The following is an 18,716-nucleotide window of genomic DNA, read 5'->3' as shown; positions in this document are numbered from 1 at the left end:
CGAACCAAGGAACAACCGTGAGGAGACCCCAATGAGCGTCACGCTGGCGACCATGGCAGATGCGCTGATCGAATTCATCCTGAGCCTTCTGCGTGACCCGCAGGCTGCGGCCGAGTTCGAGGAGGACCCGGAAGGCGCGATGGCGGCCCGCGGGCTGAACAACGTCTCCTACGCGGACGTGTGCTCGGTCGCGCCGGTGATCGCCGAGAAGCCCTCGGTCGCGCCCAACCCGACCCCGGTCCACTACGACCGCCCCGAGCACCACAACCCGGTCGTGCGAGAGATCAAGACGATCACCAACTCGCTGCAGTACACCCACATCGACGACCGCGACACGATCGTCGACCAGTCCGTCAACCAGAACATCTGGGCCAACGGCGACGTCAACCAGACCTTCGGCAACGAGGCGGTCGTCGCCTCGGGTGACAAGGCCGTCGCGGCCGGCAACGACGTCGACCAGGACACCACGCTGGACCAGTCGACCAACATCGACGCCGGCAACGACGTCAACATGGGCAACGAAGAGACCAACACCGACATCGACGGGTCGTACAACGACACGACCGAGAACACCGAGACGACCGACAGCTCCACGGACATCGATCTGACCGACTCGGCCAACGACTCCTCCACGGACGTGGCGGTCGGCGACTCGTTCAACGACACCACCGACACGACGATCGACACGTCCGTCGACGAGGACACCACCGTGGTGTTCGACTCCGACAACGACATCGTCATCGAAGACACGTCGGATGACCAGCTCTGACACTCCTTCGGAACGGCGGGTGGGCTCTCAGGAGCTCACCCGCCGTTCCGGCGCGTCCGCCCCGCAGGCGCAGGTGCGCCGCTCACCGGCACCCCCGCCCTACGAACCCCCGCCCAAGGCGTCCAAGCCCGAGCGACCGGCCCTGCACGACAAGGCCGCAGCCCCGGTCATGGTCAAGATGCCGCCCCCGGCCGCGGTGCGTCTGGCGCAGATCTGCTGGGTGCTGAGCCTCGTGGTCGGCGCGATCGCCGTCGGCTACCTGTTCGTCATCCGTCAGTCGATCGATCCCGACATCGAAGCCATCGTTCGCGAGGTGGACACCACGCGGGCGTCCGAGACGATCAGCTCGGCGGCCGACATCGTCTTCTGGTGCGTCTTCGGTGCGTTGGTGACGGTGCTGCTCGTGCAGATCACCACGCTGGTGTCGTTCAACAACCGCCGCAACAACTCCCGGTGGTGGATGCTCGGCATCCTGCTCTTCTTCGCCGTCACCGTCCTGGCCGCCCGCCAGTTCGTCGCGGTGGGCGACCGCGGTGTTCCGCTGGACCGGCTGCTGCTGATCCAGCTGGGCCTTTCAGCCCTGGGCCTGCTGTTCTCGGTGATCCCGGCGGCTCTGCGCTGGACCGCCCGAAAGCACGACATCCGCCGTGGCATCACCGGCGGCGGCACCGCCGAACTCTGAGCTCGAGGGGGCGTCGTCCGATCCGAAGAGATCGGATGCCGCCCCTTCGACGCTGCGCACGACGCCGCGGCACAGGTCGGCCGTGTGACGGTCGGTCAGCGGCGACTCCGCCAGGGAGCGCCAGGTCGTCATCAGGCCGTCGATACGCTCGCGCTGCGCGACCGGATCCGCGTCGTCGCCGAGGCCCAGACGGCGGGCCGGGGCGAGCCCCGCTCCACCGACGATGCGCTCCGCCTCCGAGAGGACGGCGGCGTCGAGCTCGGGAGGGGACGTACGCAGCTCGGCCAGCAGCGACAGCTCCCGCAGGTCGTGGCTCTGCGCCGTCAGCCGCTCGATGGCCGACAGCAGACCCGCCGTGTTCGGACGCGGACGCTCACGGACGAGCCGCTCGACGCTGTGCAGGATGCCGCGCGCCTTCAGGGCGAAGGCACGTCCCCGGAACTGGTCCTCGACGAAGCGCTGCACCTCGACGAGGCCGCTCTGCTGCACAAGGCGATCCGAGAGCGCCGACGACGTGTTCGCCCCGCCGCGGATGAGGGCCGCAGCCAGACGCACGCCGAACAGCCCGAAGCGGCGCAGCAGCGCGCGACGCACGTCCACGCTCAGCGCGGTGTCGTCGCTCGCGCGGGTGAATCGGTCGACCGTGAGCATCAGACGGTCGCGGGCGGCGCGGTCCATCATCGCGATGTGACGCAGGGCGATGAATTCGCTCTCGCGGAGCGTACGGCCCCCCTCGGCGAGCAGACCGGCCACCGGGACCACGTCGAGGGCGAGCGAGCGCAACTCGCCGTCGCGGCGGTAGCGGTCGGCGATCTTCGCGGCCGAGAGCAGGGAGTCGATCCGGCCCGAGCCGATCTCGTCCGCGCGTGAGAGAACCGCGAGCGCGTTGACGGTCTGCGACTCCCCCGCCGCGGTGTCGCGGAAGGCCTCGAGGAACTTCAGGTCCTCGGCGTGGACGTGGCGGAGCAGGTAGATGATGGCATCCGCGGCCGTGGGGGTGTCCTTCGGGATGAAGAAGTCCGTCGACCGGGCCGAGTTCTCCACCGTCAGCGAGGCGATGCCGGGGGTGTCGATGAGCACCGTCGAGCGAAGGCTCTCGCTCGGCCAGGCGACGTCGATCCACGCGACCTCTTCGGCCGTGTACCCGCCCATGTCCAGCACCAGGCGTCCCTCGTCGCGGCGCACGGGGCGCGAGATGCGGCGCCCGTCGTGCAGACGCAGGTCGACGCGGGCGGTGGAGCCGTAGCGGTACCACGTGATCGTGCGGGTGCACTCCCCCGCGTCGGTGGGGGCGATCCGCTCGCCGATGAGGGCGTTCAGCAGCGTCGACTTGCCCGCCTTGACGATCCCCGCCACGGCGAGGCGCAGGGGCTCGCGCAGGCGCGCGCGGAACGATTCGAGCACCTCGACGGCGGCCGCATCGTCGGCGTAGACGCCCAGGGCGTCGTCGACGATGCGCGCGACCTCGGGAAGACCGGCGCTCATCGGGTGACCGCCGCGCGCGCCGGACGCCCCGACGGCAGCTCGCCGGCAGGGATGCGGCCGCGCAGGGCCTCGATGTCGCGCAGCTGCGCGTGCAGCTGCGTGATGCGCTTGTCGCGGTCGGCGGTGTAGGTCGCCGCGGCCTGCTTGGCCACCAGCACCGAGTCGCTGAGCGAGCGGTGCAGCTCGTCGGCGATCGAGCCGAAGTGATCGCGCGCGGTGCGCTGCACGATGCGCAGACGGTCCTTGAGCTGCTTGCCGACCTGGAAGACGGTGTCCTCGATGTGACGGCGGAGAAGGTTCTTCGCCTCGTTCTGGCGGCGCAGCAGGCGGGACGACATGTCCTCGCGGAAAGCGCGACGACCCACCAGCACACCGGCGAGCAGCGAGAGCGGGTTGATGAGCGAGAGACCCACGATGCTGGTCGCCAGACCCACCATCAGCACACCGCCGTACGAGCCGCGGACACCGATGTAGATCTTCTCGGCCGCGCCCATCTTTCCGTCGTCGAGGTGCTGCAGCTCCTCGACCGGGTCGAGCAGGCCGTCGGTGCCGGCGACGTCGATGAGGGGGATGGATTCCTCGCCCATGCGGAACTCATCGGCCACCTGCTCGGCGAGCCACTGCGAACGCTCGTTGGTCCAGACGAACGTCTCGGACACCGCGGCGTTGACGCGCTGATCGACCCACTCCGCGATCTGGTCCCAGATCGGGCCCGGATCGCCCTCGTCGATCGCGGCCTCGCCCTCGCGCTGCACCTTGCGCAGGCGGTCGCGCAGGTCGTGCTCGGTGTCGGAGATGAGGTCGGCGATGCCGTCGGACAGCGTCACCTGCCACCGGCTCGTGCGGCTGCGGAAATCGTCCGCCTTGGCCTTGGCATCCTCGAGTCGCGCGATCATGCCCGGGGTGTCCTCGGGGTGCTCGAGGGCATTCAACTCGGTCTTGACCGTCAGCGAGAGCTGATCGGCGACCGTCATGAGGTCGTGGACCGCGCCCTTGCGGTTGAGCTCCTCGGCCTTGCCGAGCACGTCGCGGCGCAGGTGCGCGACGAGCTCGGGGAAGCCGGACTCGTCGTTCAGGTCGCGGTCCTGCTGCTCGGCGGCGAGCAGACGCAGGTCGCTCGAGACGGCGAACACGGGCACGTCGTCGATGTCGACGCCGAGCTCGTTGAGGTGCTTCTCGTCGACGCGTTGGATGTCGCGCCACTGCGGGTAGAGGTCGGTCTTGGACAGCACCGCGGCGACGTTGGGCGAGATGCGCATCGCGTGCCGCAGGAACTGGATCTCGGGCTCGGTGTACTCCTGCGAGGCGTCCGAGACGAGCAGCACCGCGTGGGCGGTCGTCAGCGCCGCGAGGGTCGCCAGCGAGCGGGTGGACTCCAGACCGCCCACTCCGGGGGAGTCGACGATGCGCAGGCCCCCCTTGAGGATCTCGCGCGGCAGCAGCACCTCGGCGCCGACGACGTCGCCCTCCTGCTCGTCGTCCGCGCGGGCGGTGACGTAGTCCGAGAGGCGCTCGAAGGGGATGTCGACGCGGCGGATCTCGTGCGATTCGCCGCTCTCGCGGCGCACGAGCACCGTGGCGGAGGGCTCCTCGGCGTACCCGACCGAGGTGGGGACCGACGTGGCGATGTCGTCGTCGACGGCGCACGCGGGCGCATTGATGAGGGCGTTGACGAGCTTGCTCTTGCCCTGCTTGAACTGCCCGACGATGACGACTCGCACGTGCGGATCCTGCAGACGCGAGCGGGTGTTGCCCAGCTTCTCGGCGAGGTCCTCACGGCCCACGGCCGCCGAGAACCGGCGCGCGCGCTCCACGAGGGCGGCGAGCTCGGCCGGCGACGGCGGCGGGTTCTTGCCGTCGGCGGGAGCAGCGGGGGACGTGGTGGGCTGGGCCGGTGCGGACACGCGGGGCACCTCTCGGTCGTGGCCGACGCCTCTTCGGCGTCGAAAGGTTCTGGGGACGACGATAGCCCCGGGCGGGAAATCCCGCCCAGGGCTACCGTTCAGACGCTGAGGTCAGTACTGATGGTGAATCAGTCCTCGACGGCGTCGGGGAGCTGCACGTCGACGACCTCGGAGTTGCCCGAACCCCAGATGACGTCGGTGTTGATGGTCCAGTCCTCCGACTCGGTCGAGCTGAAGTCGTCGTTGAACGAGTCCGTCAGGTCGACGTTGAGGGACTCGTCGTTGTACGAGTTCTCGACGTTCCAGTCCTGCGACGAGTCGGTGAGCTCGACCGAGATGTCGGTCGTGTTGCCCACGTTGTCGTACGAGGTCAGCTCGGTGGTGTTGTTCATGTTGATGTCGCCACCGGCGTCGATGGTGGTCGACGCGTCCAGCGTGCGCGAGATCGACACGTCGCCGCCCGCGGCGACCGCACCCTCGCCCGACGCCGAGACGGCGCTGCTGGCGAAGTCCTGGGTCAGGTCGCCACCGATGACGTTCTGGTTGACCGACTGGTCGAGGATCGTGGCCTGGCTGTAGATCGAGGCGTTGCCGCCGCCGAATCCGCCGAAGCCCTCGAAGCCCGTGTTGTACTCGCGCACACCGGCGTTGGTGGAGTTGTCCTCGAAGGACTCGTCCAGGTAGGTGTTGCCCGAGTCGACCGTCACGACGGCGTCGATCGAGTTGTCCGAGTTGTCCGAGTTGTCGTTGAACGAGCCGTCGATGTCCCAGGCGGTGTTGCCGGAGCCCACGTTGCCCGAGTCGACGACCGACGTGTCGGACGTGTTGGTCTCTTCGAAGGAGTTGTCGACGTTGCCGACGTTCTCGAGGTCGACGGCCAGGTTGTTGCTGTTGTTCGTGGTCGACTGGTTGCCGACGTTGAACCAGCCCTCGTTGCCCGAGTCGTCCACGTCACCGATGTTCCATACCATGATGTTGGTTCCTTAGTTCTTGAAGAGGCTCAGGCCAGGGGCAGGTCGAGGTCGGCGGTGTTGAAGCTGTCCACGACCTCGGTGTAGTTGATCTCGATCGTGGTCTCGCTGTCGAACACCTCGGAGGTGTTGAACGAACCGTCGGCCGAGTAGTTCTCCGAGAAGTCGTTGAACGAGTCGGTGACGTCGATCACGGTGGAGTTGTCGGTGAACGAGTAGTCGAGGTTCGTCTCGTTGTACGAGTCGACGACCGTGGTGACGGTGGTCTCGTTGCCGATGTTGATGTCCCCACCCGCGATGATGTTGGTCGACTCGTCGACGCTGTAGTCCCAGTCGACGCTGCCACCGGCCGCGATCGAGCCCTCACCCGAGGCCGAGACGGCCGAGTTGTCGAAGGCCTGGTCGACAGCGCCCTCAGCGGCGATGTTCTGGTTGACCGACTGGTCGAGGACCGTGGAGCTGCTCCAGATCTCGGTGTGACCCGAACCGGCGGAACCCGACTCGGCAGCCGAGGCGCCGCCCCACGCGCCGAAGCCCGTGTTGTACTCGCGCACGCCCGCGTTGACCGAGTTGTCGGTGGTGGAGGCGTCGGTGAACTCGTTGTACGAGCCCTCGGTCCAGTCCAGGTCGACCGAGTTGTCGGAGTTGTCCGAGTTGTCGTTGCCCGAGTCGTTGATGACGGTCGACTCGTTGTTGGAGTCCTCGTTGAACGAGCCGTCGACGCCGATGGTGGTGTCGTTGGTGACCGTGTCGTTGTTGGTCTCGTTGAACGAGTCGGTGGCGCCCAGGTCGGTGTTGACCGAGTTGTCCTCGTTGACCTCGTTGAGCGAGTCCGCGATGACCGTGTTGAGCGAGTTGTTGATGTCGCCAGTGGTAGGCATTTTTCCCATCCCATTTCTCGGGCCGCGGCCCGCAGGTGCTGTTCGTAGTTCCGAGATTAGGAACGGCCCCCGGTTCCGGCATCGGGGGGACCCCCGGTATCCCGTTCGGGGTACCCCGGGGTTTCGTCCGGGGGGAGGGGGGAGGCGGGGGGTGCACCCCCGATCACGGACAGGGTGGATGCCGTCCCCCGCGCCGGAGCTCGGCATCCCCTCCCACCTAGGCTGGACGGGTGGACACCGCCGAGCTCACCGCCCTGTTGACCCCCGCGGGGCTGCGCCTGCTCGACGAGGTGGGACCCATCGACTCCACCGACGACGCCGCTCGGGCGGTGTCGCGTCTGCGCGCGGCGGGGCACTCCCCCGCGCTCGTGTCGGCGGTGGTGGGCCAGGCGCGCCTGCGCGTGCGTGGCGCCGCGAAGTTCGGGGCGTTCGCCGAGCGGATGCTGTTCACCCGCGCCGGTCTCGAGCAGGCCACGCGCCTGCCGATCGCCGCGCGGCACGCCGGTCGCTTCCGTGACGCGGGCCTCGGGCGGGTGGCCGACCTCGGATGCGGCATCGGCGGCGACGCCCTGGGCCTGGCCGGACTCGGCCTCCGGGTGCACGCGGTCGACGCCGACGAGGTCACCGCCGCGATCGCCGCCTACAACCTCGCCCCCTTCGCCGACGCGGCGACCGTGCAGCACGCGCGCGCCGAAGAGGTGGATCTGAGCGGGGTGGATGCCGTCTGGCTCGACCCCGCGCGGCGCACGGCCGGTCACTCCGAGACGCGGCAGGTGGCCTCGAGCGAGTGGTCGCCGTCGCTGGAGTGGGTCTTCGACCTGATCTCGCGCGTGCCCGGCGGCGTGAAGCTCGGGCCGGGCTACGACCGTGCGCAGATCCCCGACGACGTCGAGGCGCAGTGGATCAGTGCCGACGGGTCGACGATCGAACTGGTGCTGTGGTCGGGGACGCTCGCTCGCGAGGGCGTGCGCCGCGCGGCGCTCGTCGTCCGCGGCGGCGAGGCGTGGGAGCTCACCGCCCCCGCCGACACCCCCGACGCCGAACCGCGCGAACTCGGTGCCTTCGTGCACGAGCCCGATGGCGCCGTCATCCGCGCGCGGTTGATCGGCGAGGTGGCGCGTGCGCTGGATGCCGGAATGCTCAGCCCCGGGATCGCCTATCTCACGGCGGACGCGCCGTTGACCAGCCCGTTCGTGTCCACGTTCCGGGTGCGCGAAGAGATGCCCGCCGATCCGAAGAAGCTCGCCCAGGCCCTGCGCGCGCGCGGCATCGGCACGCTCGAGATCAAGAAACGCGGCGTCGACGTCGACCCGGCGGTGTTGCGCAAGAAGCTGTCGCTGCGCGGTGACGAGTCGGCGACGCTCCTGCTCACCCGCGTCGGGTCGAAACGCCTCGCTCTGCTGGCCGACCGCGTCTGACGGCGGCTAGACGACCGCGAGCTGCGAGAAGCCCCAGATCAGCCATCCGGCGCTGAACGCCACCGACAGCACGGCGAGGGCGAGAGCCCAACCGGCGAGGGTGCGGCTGTCGTGGCGCCGGCGCAGCGAGACCAGCGCGAGCACCGCGGCGACCACGCCGAGCGGTACCAGCCACCCGGTGAAGAGGGCCGCCAGCAGGGCGATGATCGCCCCGGCGAGCGCCCAGGGAGCGAACGACCGCGGGGGCGGGGGCGTGGGCGGCACGTAGGGGATGAGATGGTCGCCGAACGCGGCCATCTCGAGCTGCGCGGTCGGCAGGCGTTCGGGGTCGGCGGCCTCGTCGGACGCCGGAGCCGCCGCCGGCGCCTCGGGCAGGGCCGCCGCGAGGGCGGCCGCCTCGGCCGCCGGAAGGGTCGGCACCGGGGGCGCGGCCGCCTCTTTGCGCGTGCGCCGCGTCGGCAGCGGTTCGCTCACGACGCGACACCCGACCGAGGGCGCGGGGCCTCGGCATCCGGGTCCTCGGCCACCTGGATCTCGGTCACCGGGAGCGTGGAGTCGGCGCCGAACGCGAGCGTCGAGGGAGGCCGACCCGACGAGATCAACGCGGCGGCGAGGGCGGCGATCATGGCGCCGTTGTCGGTGCACAGGCGCAGCGGGGGAATGCGCACCGCGACACCCGCCGCGGCCGCGCGCTCGAGGGCGACATCGCGCAGGCGTTTGTTGGCGATCACTCCCCCGCCCAGAAGCAGCCGGGGCACGTCGTACCGGGCGCACGCGTCGAGCGCCTTGGTGACCAGCACGTCGACGACGGCCTCGCGGAACGACGCCGCGACGTCGGCGACCGGCACGGGCCGTCCGGCGGCCTCGTGCTGCTCGACCCACCGCGCCACCGCGGTCTTCAGGCCCGAGAACGAGAAGTCGTAGCGGTGGGATGCCATGTCCGACGCGCGTGACAGCCCCCGCGGGAAGCGGATCGCCGTGGGGTCGCCGGCCGCGGCCGCGCGGTCGATCTCGGGGCCGCCGGGATACGGCAGCTTCAGCAGACGCGCGACCTTGTCGAACGCCTCGCCCGCGGCGTCGTCCATCGTCTCGCCGAGGAGTTCGACGTCGCTGGTGAGATCGCGCACGAGCAGAAGAGAGGTGTGACCGCCGCTGACCAGCAGAGCGACCGTGGGGTACTCGAGGTCGCCGCCATCGGCATCCAGGATGTCGGCCGCGATGTGCCCGACGAGGTGGTTGACGGCGTACAGCGGCTTATCGAGAGCCACGGCGAGCCCCTTCGCCGCGCCGACGCCCACCATGAGCGCCCCCGCGAGCCCCGGACCGCTGGTGACCGCGACCGCGTCGAGATCGGCGAGGGCGACGCCCGCCTCGGCGAGCGCGGCATCGATCGAGGGCTGCAACGCCTCGAGGTGGGCGCGCGCGGCGACCTCGGGCACGACGCCGCCGTAGCGGGCGTGCTCGTCCATGCTCGAGGCGATCGTGTTGCTCAGCAGGTGCCTGCCGCGGACGATGCCGATGCCGGTCTCGTCGCAGCTGGTCTCGATGCCGAGCACGAGGGGCGCGTCCATCAGCACCATCCCTTTCCGTCGGTCGGGCGTGCGGGTGCGGACGGTCCCGCCGGGGGTGTTCCGGGGATCCCGGATGCCGCTGCCCCGGCGCCCTCGGCGCGTCGCGCCGACCATCCGCGCAGGTCGAGCTGCATGACGACGGCGTCGACGTCGTCGGGCTGGTAGTACCGCGGGCGCCGGCCCACCTCGACGAAACCCTCGGAGAGGTACAGGGTCTGGGCGACCGGGTTGTCGGCGCGTACCTCGAGGAACACGTCGTGCACGCCCCGGCTCACGGCCTCGTCGAGCAGGGTGGCCAGCAGCGCCCGGCCCCGCCCGCGCCCGCGCGCGGCCGCCGAGATCGTGATGGTCTGGATGTCGGCATCCCGTGCCCCGTGCACCGCGCGCAGACCGGCATAGCCGACGAGGCGTCCCGCCTCTTCGACGACGACGTAGAAGCCGTGCGGCGAGGCGAGCTCTTCGCGCATCATCGCGGGGCTCCAGGCGTCGGTGGGGAACGACGCGTGTTCCAGCGCCATGATCGCGTCGAGGTCCGCGGCGGTGGCGACGCGCGTGGTCATCCGCTCACCCGCTTGGGGGCGTGGGCGGCGACGACGTCGGGACGACGCAGGTACAGCGGCTCGGTGCCGGCGAGCGTGCGCCCGGCGTCGAGGGCGCGGGCCGCGGCCAGCGCGATCATCGCGGCCGAGACCCGCGTGGCGTCGTAGCGCCGCGCACCGGCGGCCTCGAGCGTCGCGTCCAGGTCGTCACGGGGGCTGAGGGCGGCGTCGGCCAGGCGGACGGGCAGCCCGTCGTCGTCGAGTCCCTCGTAGATGCTGAAGGCGAACTCCTTGCGACGCGCGTCGGTGACGACGGCGAAACGCCCGGTCTCGGTGCCGCTGAGCGCGTCCGAGAGCAGCAGGCCGAGGGCGACGCCGTCGTGGCTGGGGACGGGCACCGCGGGGATCCCCCGACCGAGGGCGTACACCCTGGCGGTCGCGATCCCCACGCGCAGGCCGGTGAACGGGCCGGGACCCATGCCGATCGCCACGTGGGTGGGCTCTGCGACGACCGAGGCGGCACGACGCAGCAGGTCGCCGATGATCTCGGCGTGGCCGAGGGCATTGTCGCTCGACTCGTCCGCGAGCACCTCCCCGTCGCGCGCGATCGCGGCGACGGCCGTGCCGAGCGAGGTGTCGATGCCGATGATCACGTCTCCAGGGTAGTCGGCGCCCCGCTTCGGCATCCGTCCCGCCCGTCCGCTCCGAAGAGAGGACATGGATGCCATCCGCCTCGGCCTGCGCCGCGTCGTCGTGCCCACGGGGGTCGGACCGATCGCCGTGCGAGCCGGTCGCGCGTCGGGGAGCCCGGTGGCGACGATCCTGCTGCACGGAGCCGCGGGATCCTGGCGCACCTGGGAGCAGCTGATCACGGCCTCCGATGACCTGCATCTGCCCCTGTCGGACATCGTCGCCCTCGACCTGCCGGGCTGGGGCGAGACGCCCGGGCCCGTCCCCGACCCGGCCGACCTCGCGGTGGCGATCGCCGCGGTCGCCCGCGCCCTCGGCTACCCGCGGTGGCGGATCGTCGGGCACTCCCTGGGCGGTGTCATCGCCCTGGACGTCGCTGCGCGGTTCCCCCGCGAGACGGTCGCCGTCGGGGTCGTCTCACCCAGTGGGGCCGGAGCGCGTGCGGTGACGCGACGCCCGCTCTCCGGGGGCCTGCGGCTGCCGTGGCTGGCCGGGATGGTGTGGGCGATGCGCATCCTGCAGGGTCTGGGTCCCCTGTCCCGGCCGCTCCTGCGCGGGTTGCGGCGGATCGGCGTGCTGCACGCGCTCGCGCGCCCGCTCTTCCGCCATCCTGACGGCGTCGACCGCGCGGTGACCGACGCCCTGGCGGACGAGATCCGACCGTCGGCCTTCCTCGCCGCCGCGCGGGCGTCGCGCTCCCACGACGACGGGGTCTGGCGCCGCATCGCGTGCCCGGTGCGCTCGGTGCGCGGGACGCACGACGTCTTCGTCGCCGCGCGCGACGCCCGCGAGTGGGCCCGCCTGATGCGCGACTACGACGACCGGGTGCTCGACGACAGCGGCCACTTCGCCCACGTCGAGCAGCCCGTGCCGACGCTGCGCGCCCTGCGCGAGGTGTGGGCCGCCGACCGGGTGCCGGCGCGGCCGGCCACGGACGCGCGGACGCGCGCGCGGGGCGCCCGCCGGTTCAGGGACGACGCGAGATCGTGACGGTGCGCGGGGCGTCGGCGTCGAGCTCGACGGTGTGCACCGCGATTTCGCCGCACGCGTTGTCGACCCCGCGTCCCCCGGTCTGACGCGAGATCTCGATCTCCCACCAGCTGTCGGCGAGGGAGTCGGCGACCCCGCGCCCCCACTCCACGATCACGGCCGATCCGGCGACGTCGATGTCGAGGTCGTCCAGCTCGACGGCCGCCCCGAGACGGTAGGCGTCGACGTGCACGAGCGGCGTCCCCCCGACGAGCGAGGGGTGCGTGCGCGCGATGACGAACGTGGGGCTCTGAACGGGACCGCGGATGCCGAGTCCCTCGCCGATGCCGCGCGTCAAGGTCGTCTTGCCTGCGCCGAGCGGCCCGGTCAGCACGACCACATCGCCGGGTGCGAGGGCCCGGCCGAGGGCACGACCGAGCTCCTCCATGTCGCCCGGCCCGTCGATGACCCGCTCGCCGAGCAGCTCGTCGGGAACGCTCATGATCCCCCCTCCCGTCGGGGCACGCGCGCACCCACGCGCGTGACGATCTCGTAGTCGATGGTGTCGGCGGCATCCGCCCAGTCGCGTGCCGACGGCACGCCCAGGGTCGGATCGCCGAAGAGGACGGCTTCGTCACCGACCGCGACGGGGTGATCGCCCACGTCGACCACGAACTGATCCATCGCGATGCGACCGGCGACGGTGAAGCGGCGTCCGTTGATCGAGACGGGCCCGCGTCCCGACGCGTGCCGAGGGACCCCGTCGGCGTACCCGAGGGGGATCAGCGCCAAGGTCGTGTCGACCTCGGTGCGGTAGTCGTACCCGTAGGACACCCCCGTCCCGGCGGGCACGCGCCGCACCGCCGCGACGGAACCGCGCAGGGTCATCGCCGGGCGCAGCCCCAGGTCGGCCGCGGAACGGTCGTCGAAGGGCGAGACGCCGTAGAGCCCGATACCGATGCGCACGCACCCCAGGCGCGCCTCGGGCAGCGCGATCGCGGCGTGCGTGGCCGCGATGTGGCGCAGCGGCGGGTTCAGACCGTTCGCGGCCGCGAGGACGACCCCCTCTTCGAACCGTGCCAGCGCCGCGCGGTCGTCGTCGAGGCTGGTGTTGGACAGGTGCGAGAACAGGCCGACCACGCGGACGCGGCCGATCCTCTGCATCCGCGCCGCCTCGGAGAACACCTGCGCCCAGTCGGCCGGGGCGATGCCGTTGCGCGACAGCCCCGTCTCGAGCTTGAGGTGCACCGCGGCGGGTCGGTCGCCCTCGGCCGCCGCCCCGGCGCGCAGCAGCTGATCGAGGTCCGAGATGCCCAGCTCGACGTCGTGGTGCACGGCCTCGGCGAAAGATGCGCCCGGAGCATGCAGCCACGCGAACAGCGGCGCGCGCACGCCCTGACGCCGCAGTGCGAGAGCCTCGTCGATGTCCGAGACGCCGATGCGGGCCGCGCCGCCGCGCAACGCCGCGACCGCGGCGCGGTGCGCCCCGTGCCCGTACCCGTCGGCCTTGACCACGGCGATGATCTCGGCCCCCGTCAGCCGGCGTAGATGCCGGACGTTCTCGGCGATCGCGTCGACGTCGACGAGCGCTTCGCGCAGCACTCCGGGTGCCATCCTCATGCGGAGTCCTCTCGGGTCGGACCGGATGCCGCGGCGGTCCCCGCCTCGGCGATGACGTAGGCCGTGGCCAGGCCCGCGTCGTGCGACATCGACAGGTGCAGCGCGGTGATGCCGCGGTCGGCCACCGTCGCCGCGGTCTCGCCGCTCAAAGCGAACACCGGGCGCCCCGAGGGCTCGGAGGTGATCTCGATGTCGGTCCAGTGCACGCCGTCCGACCCGCCGAGGGCCTTGATCAGCGCCTCTTTGGCCGCGTAGCGCGCGGCGAGCGAGCGCGGCTTGAGCACGCGCTCGCCCGCGCTGAAGAGGCGGGGCAGCAAACGCGGCGTCCGGTCGAGATGCGCCTCGAAACGCGGAACGTCGACCAGGTCGACGCCGATCCCGACGATCATGGGCCCTCCTCTTGGCATCCGTCCCATTCTGCCGGTGCCCGCCGACATCGCCGCACCGTCCAGGCCGTCCCCTCCCACGGGCCGGGCCGGGCTCCGGAGAAACCGTCCGCGGACGACGACGGGGCCGGATGCCACGGCATCCGACCCCGCGAAGCGACGCGGATTACTCCACCGTCACCGACTTCGCCAGGTTGCGCGGCTGGTCCACGTCGAGGCCCTTCGCCTCGGCCAGGCCCATCGCGAAGATGTGCAGCGGCACGACCGCGAGCAGCGGCTCGAACAGCGGCGCCGCTAGCGGAATGCGCAGCACCTCGTCGGCGGCGGGGAGGACGGCGACGTCGCCCTCTTCGGCGATCGCGATGACGCGTGCTCCACGCGCACGGATCTCCTCGATGTTCGAGACGACCTTCTTGTGCATCTCGCCCGAACCGCGCGGCGAGGGCACGACCACGAACACGGGCTGGCCGGGCTCGATCAGCGCGATCGGCCCGTGCTTGAGTTCTCCGGCGGCGAAGCCCTCGGCGTGGATGTACGCCAGCTCCTTCAGCTTCAGCGCCCCCTCGAGGGCGATCGGGTACCCGACGTTGCGGCCCAGGAACAGCACCGACCGGGTGTCGGCCATCCAGTGCGCGAGCTGTTCGATGCGCGCCTGCTCGGTCTCGAGCACGCGGGCGATCTTGCCGGGCACGGCCTCGAGTTCGGTGACGGCCTCGACGGCGACAACGGGGTCGACCGCGCCGCGCACGCGGCCCACGTGCAGCGCGAGCAGGTACAGCGCGGTGATCTGCGCGACGAAGGCCTTCGTCGAGGCGACGGCGACCTCCGGTCCGGCGTGGGTGTAGACGATCGCGTCCGACTCGCGCGGGATCGTGGCCCCCTGCGTGTTGCAGATCGACAGCGTCTTGGCACCCCGTGAGCGGGCGTACTTCACGGCCATGAGGGTGTCCATGGTCTCGCCCGACTGGCTGATCGACACCACCAGGGTGCGCGCGCTCAACACCGGGTCGCGGTAGCGGAACTCGTGCGCGAGCTCGACGTCGACGGGGACGCGCGTCCAGGTCTCGAGGGCGTACTTGCCGACCATGCCCGCGTAGGCGGCGGTGCCGCACGCGATCACGAGGATGCGGTCGATGTCGGCGAGGAACTCGTCCATCCCGTCGAGCTCGGGGATCTCGACCCGGCCCTCGTGGATGCGGCCGCGGATCGTGTTGGCGACGGCCTCGGGCTCCTCCGAGACCTCCTTGGCCATGAACGACGACCATCCGCCCTTCTCGGCAGCCGAGGCGTCCCAGGTGACCTCGAAGGCCTCGACCTCGACCGGGGCGCCCGAGAAGTCGGTGACCTCGACGCCCTCCGGGGTGATGGCGACGATCTCATCCTGGCCGATGGCGAGGGCGTTGCGGGTGTGCTCGACGAACGCCGCCACGTCGGAACCGAGGAAGTTCTCGCCCTCGCCCAGACCGATCACGAGCGGCGAGTTCCGACGCGCCCCGACCACCAGGCCGGGGTGGTCCTCGTGCATGGCGAGAAGCGTGTAGGCGCCCTCCAGACGCGACACCACAGCCCGGAAGGCCGCGACCAGGTCGCCCGTCCGGGCGTACTCGCGACCGACCATGGCCGCCGCGACCTCGGTGTCGGTCTCGCTGCGGAAGGCGACACCCTCGCCCACGAGCTCGCTCTTGAGCTCGGCGAAGTTCTCGATGATGCCGTTGTGGATGACGGCGAGCTTGTCGTCGTCGGCCAGGTGCGGGTGCGCGTTGGCATCGGTCGGACCGCCGTGCGTCGCCCAGCGGGTGTGGCCGATGCCCGTGGTGCCGTTCGGCAGGGGCGTGGCCTCGAGATCGTCGCGCAGCACCGCGAGCTTGCCCGCGCGCTTGCGCATGCCCAGCGCGCCGTCGCCGTCGATGACCGCGATCCCCGCGGAGTCGTACCCCCGGTACTCCAGACGCGACAGTCCCGCGAGAAGGATGTCCTGGCTCTGCCGAGGACCCACGTAACCGATGATTCCGCACATGGACGTCGATTCTACGTGGCGGGCCGGAGCACTCCTCGCCGCACGCGGTCCGCGCGCGCGGCCATCCGCTCCCACGTCCCGTCGCGCACGAGCAGCAGATCGAGCGCGATCATCGCGAGCGAGAACGGCCAGAGCCCCAGAAGCACCGCGATGCCGAGGTGCATACCCGTGATGAGCACGAGCGCGACGTAGCGCGTCGGCTTCCACAGGATCAGCACGGGGAACAGCATCTGCACCCACAGTGCCGTCCAGGTCGCCATCGTCACGAGGGGCGCCGACTGCCACACCAGTTCGCTGAGGGCGGGCAGGACATGGAACTGATCGATGCTGAGCGCGTAGTAGATGGCCGTGCCGTCCAGCCACTCCTCGCCCTGGAACTTCAGCACGCTCGAGACGAAGTACACGAGCAGGATCTGGAAGACGCAGAGGATCAGCACCGTGTTGTGTGCCCAGGTGCCGAGCCACGGCGGCACCCAGCGCGGCATCCGCGGTCCGCGGGACGACGTGCGGATGCCGCGACGCCGGCGCAGCCACGCGTCGACCGATAGGTGCTGACTGAGGTCGGCGAAGACCACGAACAGCAGAACGATGCGCATGAGCGTGTCGCCGCCGTTGGTGAGCAAGGTGCTGTTGGTGGACAGTCCGACCCAGAACAGCAGGAGGACGGGGGTCACCCAGCGCGTCCGGTACCCCACGAGGAACAGGACGACGAGCGCGAGCAACACGTGGAACGCGATCTCGAAGACGACGGCGTTGTCCTTCGGGAAGAGGGCGCGCAGCGGTTCCCACCATCCCCGGCGACTCGCCTCGGGCTCGACCCACCACGACCCGGCGCCCCACAGGTAGTGACGGTCGGCGTAACTCGGGACGAGCACGACGAGCATCGCGAGGCCGAAGAGCAGACGCAGGAGCGAGAACCCGATCGTCGAGTGCTTACGGCCCGTGAGCCACCGCTGCAGGGCCTCCCAGACCGCTGCGGGGGTGGGTCTCGAGGCGACGCCCGGTCTCGGCGGGAGGGTCCCTTCATCGACGGATGCCGATCTGCTCATCGTGCCGTGTACCTCTCGATGACCTCGTCGTAGATGGAGCGGACCTCGTCGGTGGGCGCCGCGGCCGGTTGACGCCAGCCGAACGTCGTCCACGACAGATCCGTCTGCCGGTCGTCATCGAAACGATGCGCGAAATCATTCGGACGATCGTGCTGGATGCGCCAGCGCACGCGCTCCACGTCGCGGTCGAAGTAGGCGGTGCCGAACGCCGATGCGAAGCGCACGAGCATGTAGTCGTAGCGCAGGTAGCGCACCACCGCCGAGCGGTCGTCGCCGAGACCGTCGATCTCGTCGATGAGCATCTCGGAGTCCATCGGGGCGAACTCATCGCCGTCCACGCGCTCGATGAACGTGTCCCGGACGCGTTCGCGCTGGTCGTCACCGAGCGCTTGATAGCGGGTGAGGAAAGCCTGCGCCGCGTTGTAGCTGTTCTTCGAGATGCGCGAGGGGGCGGGCACGCCCCGAGCAGCCGCGAACTCCGTCTCGGTGACGTCGATCCATTCGCTGCGGGTGAGGGCGCCGCCCTCGCGCCACTGCACCTGCACCTGCAACGTGCGATTGATCTGCAGGATGTTCGGGGCGAAGACGTTCCACCGTTGGGAGAAGAAGGGGGAGAACGCGTCCGACACGACGGGCCGGGTGGGCGACGAGGGAATGGTGAACGACGACGCGATGAAGGCGTATCCCAAGACGAGGACGAGGGTCATGGCGGCGGCGACCGCCGCCATGACCCCGCCCGACCGCCCGGCGGAGGAACGCCCCTCCGACACCCCCGCTTGGGGGGCGCCCTCCGCCGTGGTGGTCATCGTCAGCGCTGTTCCCCGCCGGCGCTCCGTCGACGAACCGTCCACAGAGCCGCACCGGCGATGATCAGTGCCGCCGCGAAGCCTCCGACGAGCGGACCGTCGAGGTCCACGCCGGTGGCCGGGAGGGACTTCCCGCCGCCACTCGCGGGGACGGGTTGGGCCGTCACCGTGAAGGCGGTGTTCTCCCGCTCGGTCGGGAGTTCACCCGTGACCGAACCGCGGACTTCCACCCGGTACCCTCCGACGGGGAAGCCGGCGCCGACCGCGAAGGTCATGCGCGCCGTTCCCGCAGCGTCGGCGGTCACCGGGGTCAGTGCCGATCCCGAAGGGCTCAGCGTCGCCGAGACCGTCTCGCCGGGCTGGAAGCCACGGACGATCACCGTCTGGGTGGACCCCGCTCCCCGCACGATCGACTTCTCGGTGACGTCGGCCCGAGGCAGGTCGGTGGTGCCGCCGTCCGTCGCGTCCGCAGCTCCGTCGGCGTCAGCGTCAGCGTCTACGCCACCGTCGGCGTCCGCATCAGCGTCAGCGTCAGCGTCTACGCCACCATCGGCGTCAGCGTCAGCGTCTACGCCACCGTCAGCGTCCGCGTCCGCGTCAGCGTCAGCGTCAGCGTCAGCGTCAGCGTCAGCGTCGGCATCCGCGTCTACACCACCGTCGGCGTCGGCGTCAGCGTCAGCGTCAGCATCCACGCCACCATCAGCATCCGCGTCCGCGTCAGCATCCACGCCACCATCGGCATCCGCGTCCGCGTCAGCATCCACGCCACCATCAGCGTCAGCGTCAGCGTCTACGCCACCGTCAGCGTCAGCGTCAGCGTCAGCGTCACCATCGGCATCCGCGTCCACATCAGCATCCACGCCACCATCGGCATCCGCGTCCACATCAGCATCCACGCCACCATCGGCATCCGCGTCCACATCAGCATCCACGCCACCATCGGCATCCGCGTCCACATC

At 70.7% G+C, this 18,716-nt stretch carries 19 protein-coding genes; 5 read left to right on the top strand and 14 right to left on the bottom strand.

Annotated features, from left to right (window positions below):
- The first annotated feature begins 31 nt into the window (after positions 1 to 31).
- Together ACIPVB_RS05170 and ACIPVB_RS05165 are read left to right on the top strand one after the other, a co-directional pair.
- The gene (locus ACIPVB_RS05170; RefSeq protein WP_400367449.1) at positions 32 to 769 is read left to right on the top strand and encodes an IniB N-terminal domain-containing protein; all 738 of its coding nucleotides are present in this window, start codon (positions 32 to 34) and stop codon (positions 767 to 769) included.
- Positions 756 to 1,451 (top strand): hypothetical protein, encoded by a 696-nt coding sequence (locus tag ACIPVB_RS05165; RefSeq protein ID WP_400367448.1) that lies wholly within the window; start codon positions 756 to 758, stop codon positions 1,449 to 1,451. Before ACIPVB_RS05170 ends, ACIPVB_RS05165 begins: the two co-directional genes overlap by 14 nt.
- On the opposite strand, the gene ACIPVB_RS05160 is transcribed toward ACIPVB_RS05165, so the two are convergent.
- The 4 genes from ACIPVB_RS05160 to ACIPVB_RS05145 all read right to left on the bottom strand — a co-directional run bounded on the left by ACIPVB_RS05160 (position 1,344) and on the right by ACIPVB_RS05145 (position 6,692).
- Positions 1,344 to 2,936 carry a dynamin family protein gene (locus ACIPVB_RS05160; protein ID WP_400367447.1) on the bottom strand — a complete coding sequence of 531 codons (1,593 nt, stop codon included), beginning with the start codon at positions 2,934 to 2,936 and terminating at the stop codon, positions 1,344 to 1,346. The genes ACIPVB_RS05165 and ACIPVB_RS05160 overlap by 108 nt on opposite strands.
- On the bottom strand, positions 2,933 to 4,840 hold the full coding sequence (locus ACIPVB_RS05155) for a dynamin family protein (protein WP_400367446.1): 1,908 nt from the start codon (positions 4,838 to 4,840) through the stop codon (positions 2,933 to 2,935). Before ACIPVB_RS05155 ends, ACIPVB_RS05160 begins: the two co-directional genes overlap by 4 nt.
- Positions 4,841 to 4,968: 128 nt before the next feature.
- Complete coding sequence (locus ACIPVB_RS05150; RefSeq protein ID WP_400367445.1) at positions 4,969 to 5,811, bottom strand: hypothetical protein; 843 nt, start codon at positions 5,809 to 5,811, stop codon at positions 4,969 to 4,971.
- Between the two features lie 29 nt (positions 5,812 to 5,840).
- Entirely contained in the window at positions 5,841 to 6,692 is an 852-nt protein-coding gene (locus tag ACIPVB_RS05145; RefSeq protein ID WP_400367444.1) for a hypothetical protein, read from the bottom strand.
- A 230-nt stretch (positions 6,693 to 6,922) separates the two neighbouring features.
- On the opposite strand from ACIPVB_RS05145, the gene ACIPVB_RS05140 reads away from it, so the two are divergent.
- Entirely contained in the window at positions 6,923 to 8,110 is a 1,188-nt protein-coding gene (locus tag ACIPVB_RS05140; RefSeq protein ID WP_400367443.1) for an SAM-dependent methyltransferase, read from the top strand.
- Between the two features lie 6 nt (positions 8,111 to 8,116).
- On the opposite strand, the gene ACIPVB_RS05135 is transcribed toward ACIPVB_RS05140, so the two are convergent.
- The 4 genes from ACIPVB_RS05135 to tsaB are packed head-to-tail and all read right to left on the bottom strand — an operon-like array spanning position 8,117 to position 10,873.
- A complete protein-coding gene (locus ACIPVB_RS05135; protein ID WP_400367442.1) occupies positions 8,117 to 8,584 on the bottom strand; it encodes a hypothetical protein in 468 nt (155 codons plus the stop codon).
- Positions 8,581 to 9,681: a tRNA (adenosine(37)-N6)-threonylcarbamoyltransferase complex transferase subunit TsaD gene (gene tsaD, locus ACIPVB_RS05130; RefSeq protein ID WP_400367441.1), complete on the bottom strand. Its 1,101-nt coding sequence runs from the start codon at positions 9,679 to 9,681 to the stop codon at positions 8,581 to 8,583. The genes ACIPVB_RS05135 and tsaD overlap by 4 nt, the downstream gene beginning before the upstream one ends.
- Positions 9,681 to 10,241, bottom strand: coding sequence for a ribosomal protein S18-alanine N-acetyltransferase (rimI, locus tag ACIPVB_RS05125; protein ID WP_400367440.1), 561 nt, complete (start codon positions 10,239 to 10,241; stop codon positions 9,681 to 9,683). The genes tsaD and rimI overlap by 1 nt, the downstream gene beginning before the upstream one ends.
- Positions 10,238 to 10,873, bottom strand: coding sequence for a tRNA (adenosine(37)-N6)-threonylcarbamoyltransferase complex dimerization subunit type 1 TsaB (gene tsaB / locus ACIPVB_RS05120; protein ID WP_400367439.1), 636 nt, complete (start codon positions 10,871 to 10,873; stop codon positions 10,238 to 10,240). The genes rimI and tsaB overlap by 4 nt, the downstream gene beginning before the upstream one ends.
- Positions 10,874 to 10,937: 64 nt before the next feature.
- Between tsaB and ACIPVB_RS05115 the strand changes: the two genes are divergently transcribed.
- The gene (locus tag ACIPVB_RS05115; protein ID WP_400367438.1) at positions 10,938 to 11,900 is read left to right on the top strand and encodes an alpha/beta fold hydrolase; all 963 of its coding nucleotides are present in this window, start codon (positions 10,938 to 10,940) and stop codon (positions 11,898 to 11,900) included.
- Here ACIPVB_RS05115 and tsaE read toward each other — a convergent pair.
- The 6 genes from tsaE to ACIPVB_RS05085 form a co-directional block, all read right to left on the bottom strand.
- A complete protein-coding gene (gene tsaE, locus ACIPVB_RS05110) occupies positions 11,878 to 12,381 on the bottom strand; it encodes a tRNA (adenosine(37)-N6)-threonylcarbamoyltransferase complex ATPase subunit type 1 TsaE (protein ID WP_400367437.1) in 504 nt (167 codons plus the stop codon). The genes ACIPVB_RS05115 and tsaE overlap by 23 nt on opposite strands.
- Positions 12,378 to 13,499 carry an alanine racemase gene (gene alr / locus ACIPVB_RS05105; RefSeq protein WP_400367436.1) on the bottom strand — a complete coding sequence of 374 codons (1,122 nt, stop codon included), beginning with the start codon at positions 13,497 to 13,499 and terminating at the stop codon, positions 12,378 to 12,380. The genes tsaE and alr overlap by 4 nt, the downstream gene beginning before the upstream one ends.
- The gene (locus ACIPVB_RS05100; RefSeq protein WP_400367435.1) at positions 13,496 to 13,888 is read right to left on the bottom strand and encodes a holo-ACP synthase; all 393 of its coding nucleotides are present in this window, start codon (positions 13,886 to 13,888) and stop codon (positions 13,496 to 13,498) included. Before ACIPVB_RS05100 ends, alr begins: the two co-directional genes overlap by 4 nt.
- Before the next feature lie 163 nt (positions 13,889 to 14,051).
- Positions 14,052 to 15,902, bottom strand: coding sequence for a glutamine--fructose-6-phosphate transaminase (isomerizing) (gene glmS, locus ACIPVB_RS05095; protein ID WP_400367434.1), 1,851 nt, complete (start codon positions 15,900 to 15,902; stop codon positions 14,052 to 14,054).
- 11 nt (positions 15,903 to 15,913) lie between these two features.
- A complete protein-coding gene (locus ACIPVB_RS05090; protein WP_400367433.1) occupies positions 15,914 to 16,951 on the bottom strand; it encodes an HTTM domain-containing protein in 1,038 nt (345 codons plus the stop codon).
- Entirely contained in the window at positions 16,948 to 17,757 is an 810-nt protein-coding gene (locus ACIPVB_RS05085) for a DUF5819 family protein (RefSeq protein ID WP_400367432.1), read from the bottom strand. The genes ACIPVB_RS05090 and ACIPVB_RS05085 overlap by 4 nt, the downstream gene beginning before the upstream one ends.
- A 155-nt stretch (positions 17,758 to 17,912) precedes the next feature.
- On the opposite strand from ACIPVB_RS05085, the gene ACIPVB_RS05080 reads away from it, so the two are divergent.
- Positions 17,913 to 18,716: hypothetical protein (locus ACIPVB_RS05080; protein WP_400367431.1), on the top strand; the 804-nt coding region annotated here is incomplete at its 3' end.

The organism is Microbacterium sp. NPDC090007 (assembly GCF_044748345.1).
Classification (GTDB): Bacteria; Actinomycetota; Actinomycetes; order Actinomycetales; family Microbacteriaceae; genus Microbacterium.
This window is presented reverse-complemented; position numbering and strand designations above follow the sequence as displayed.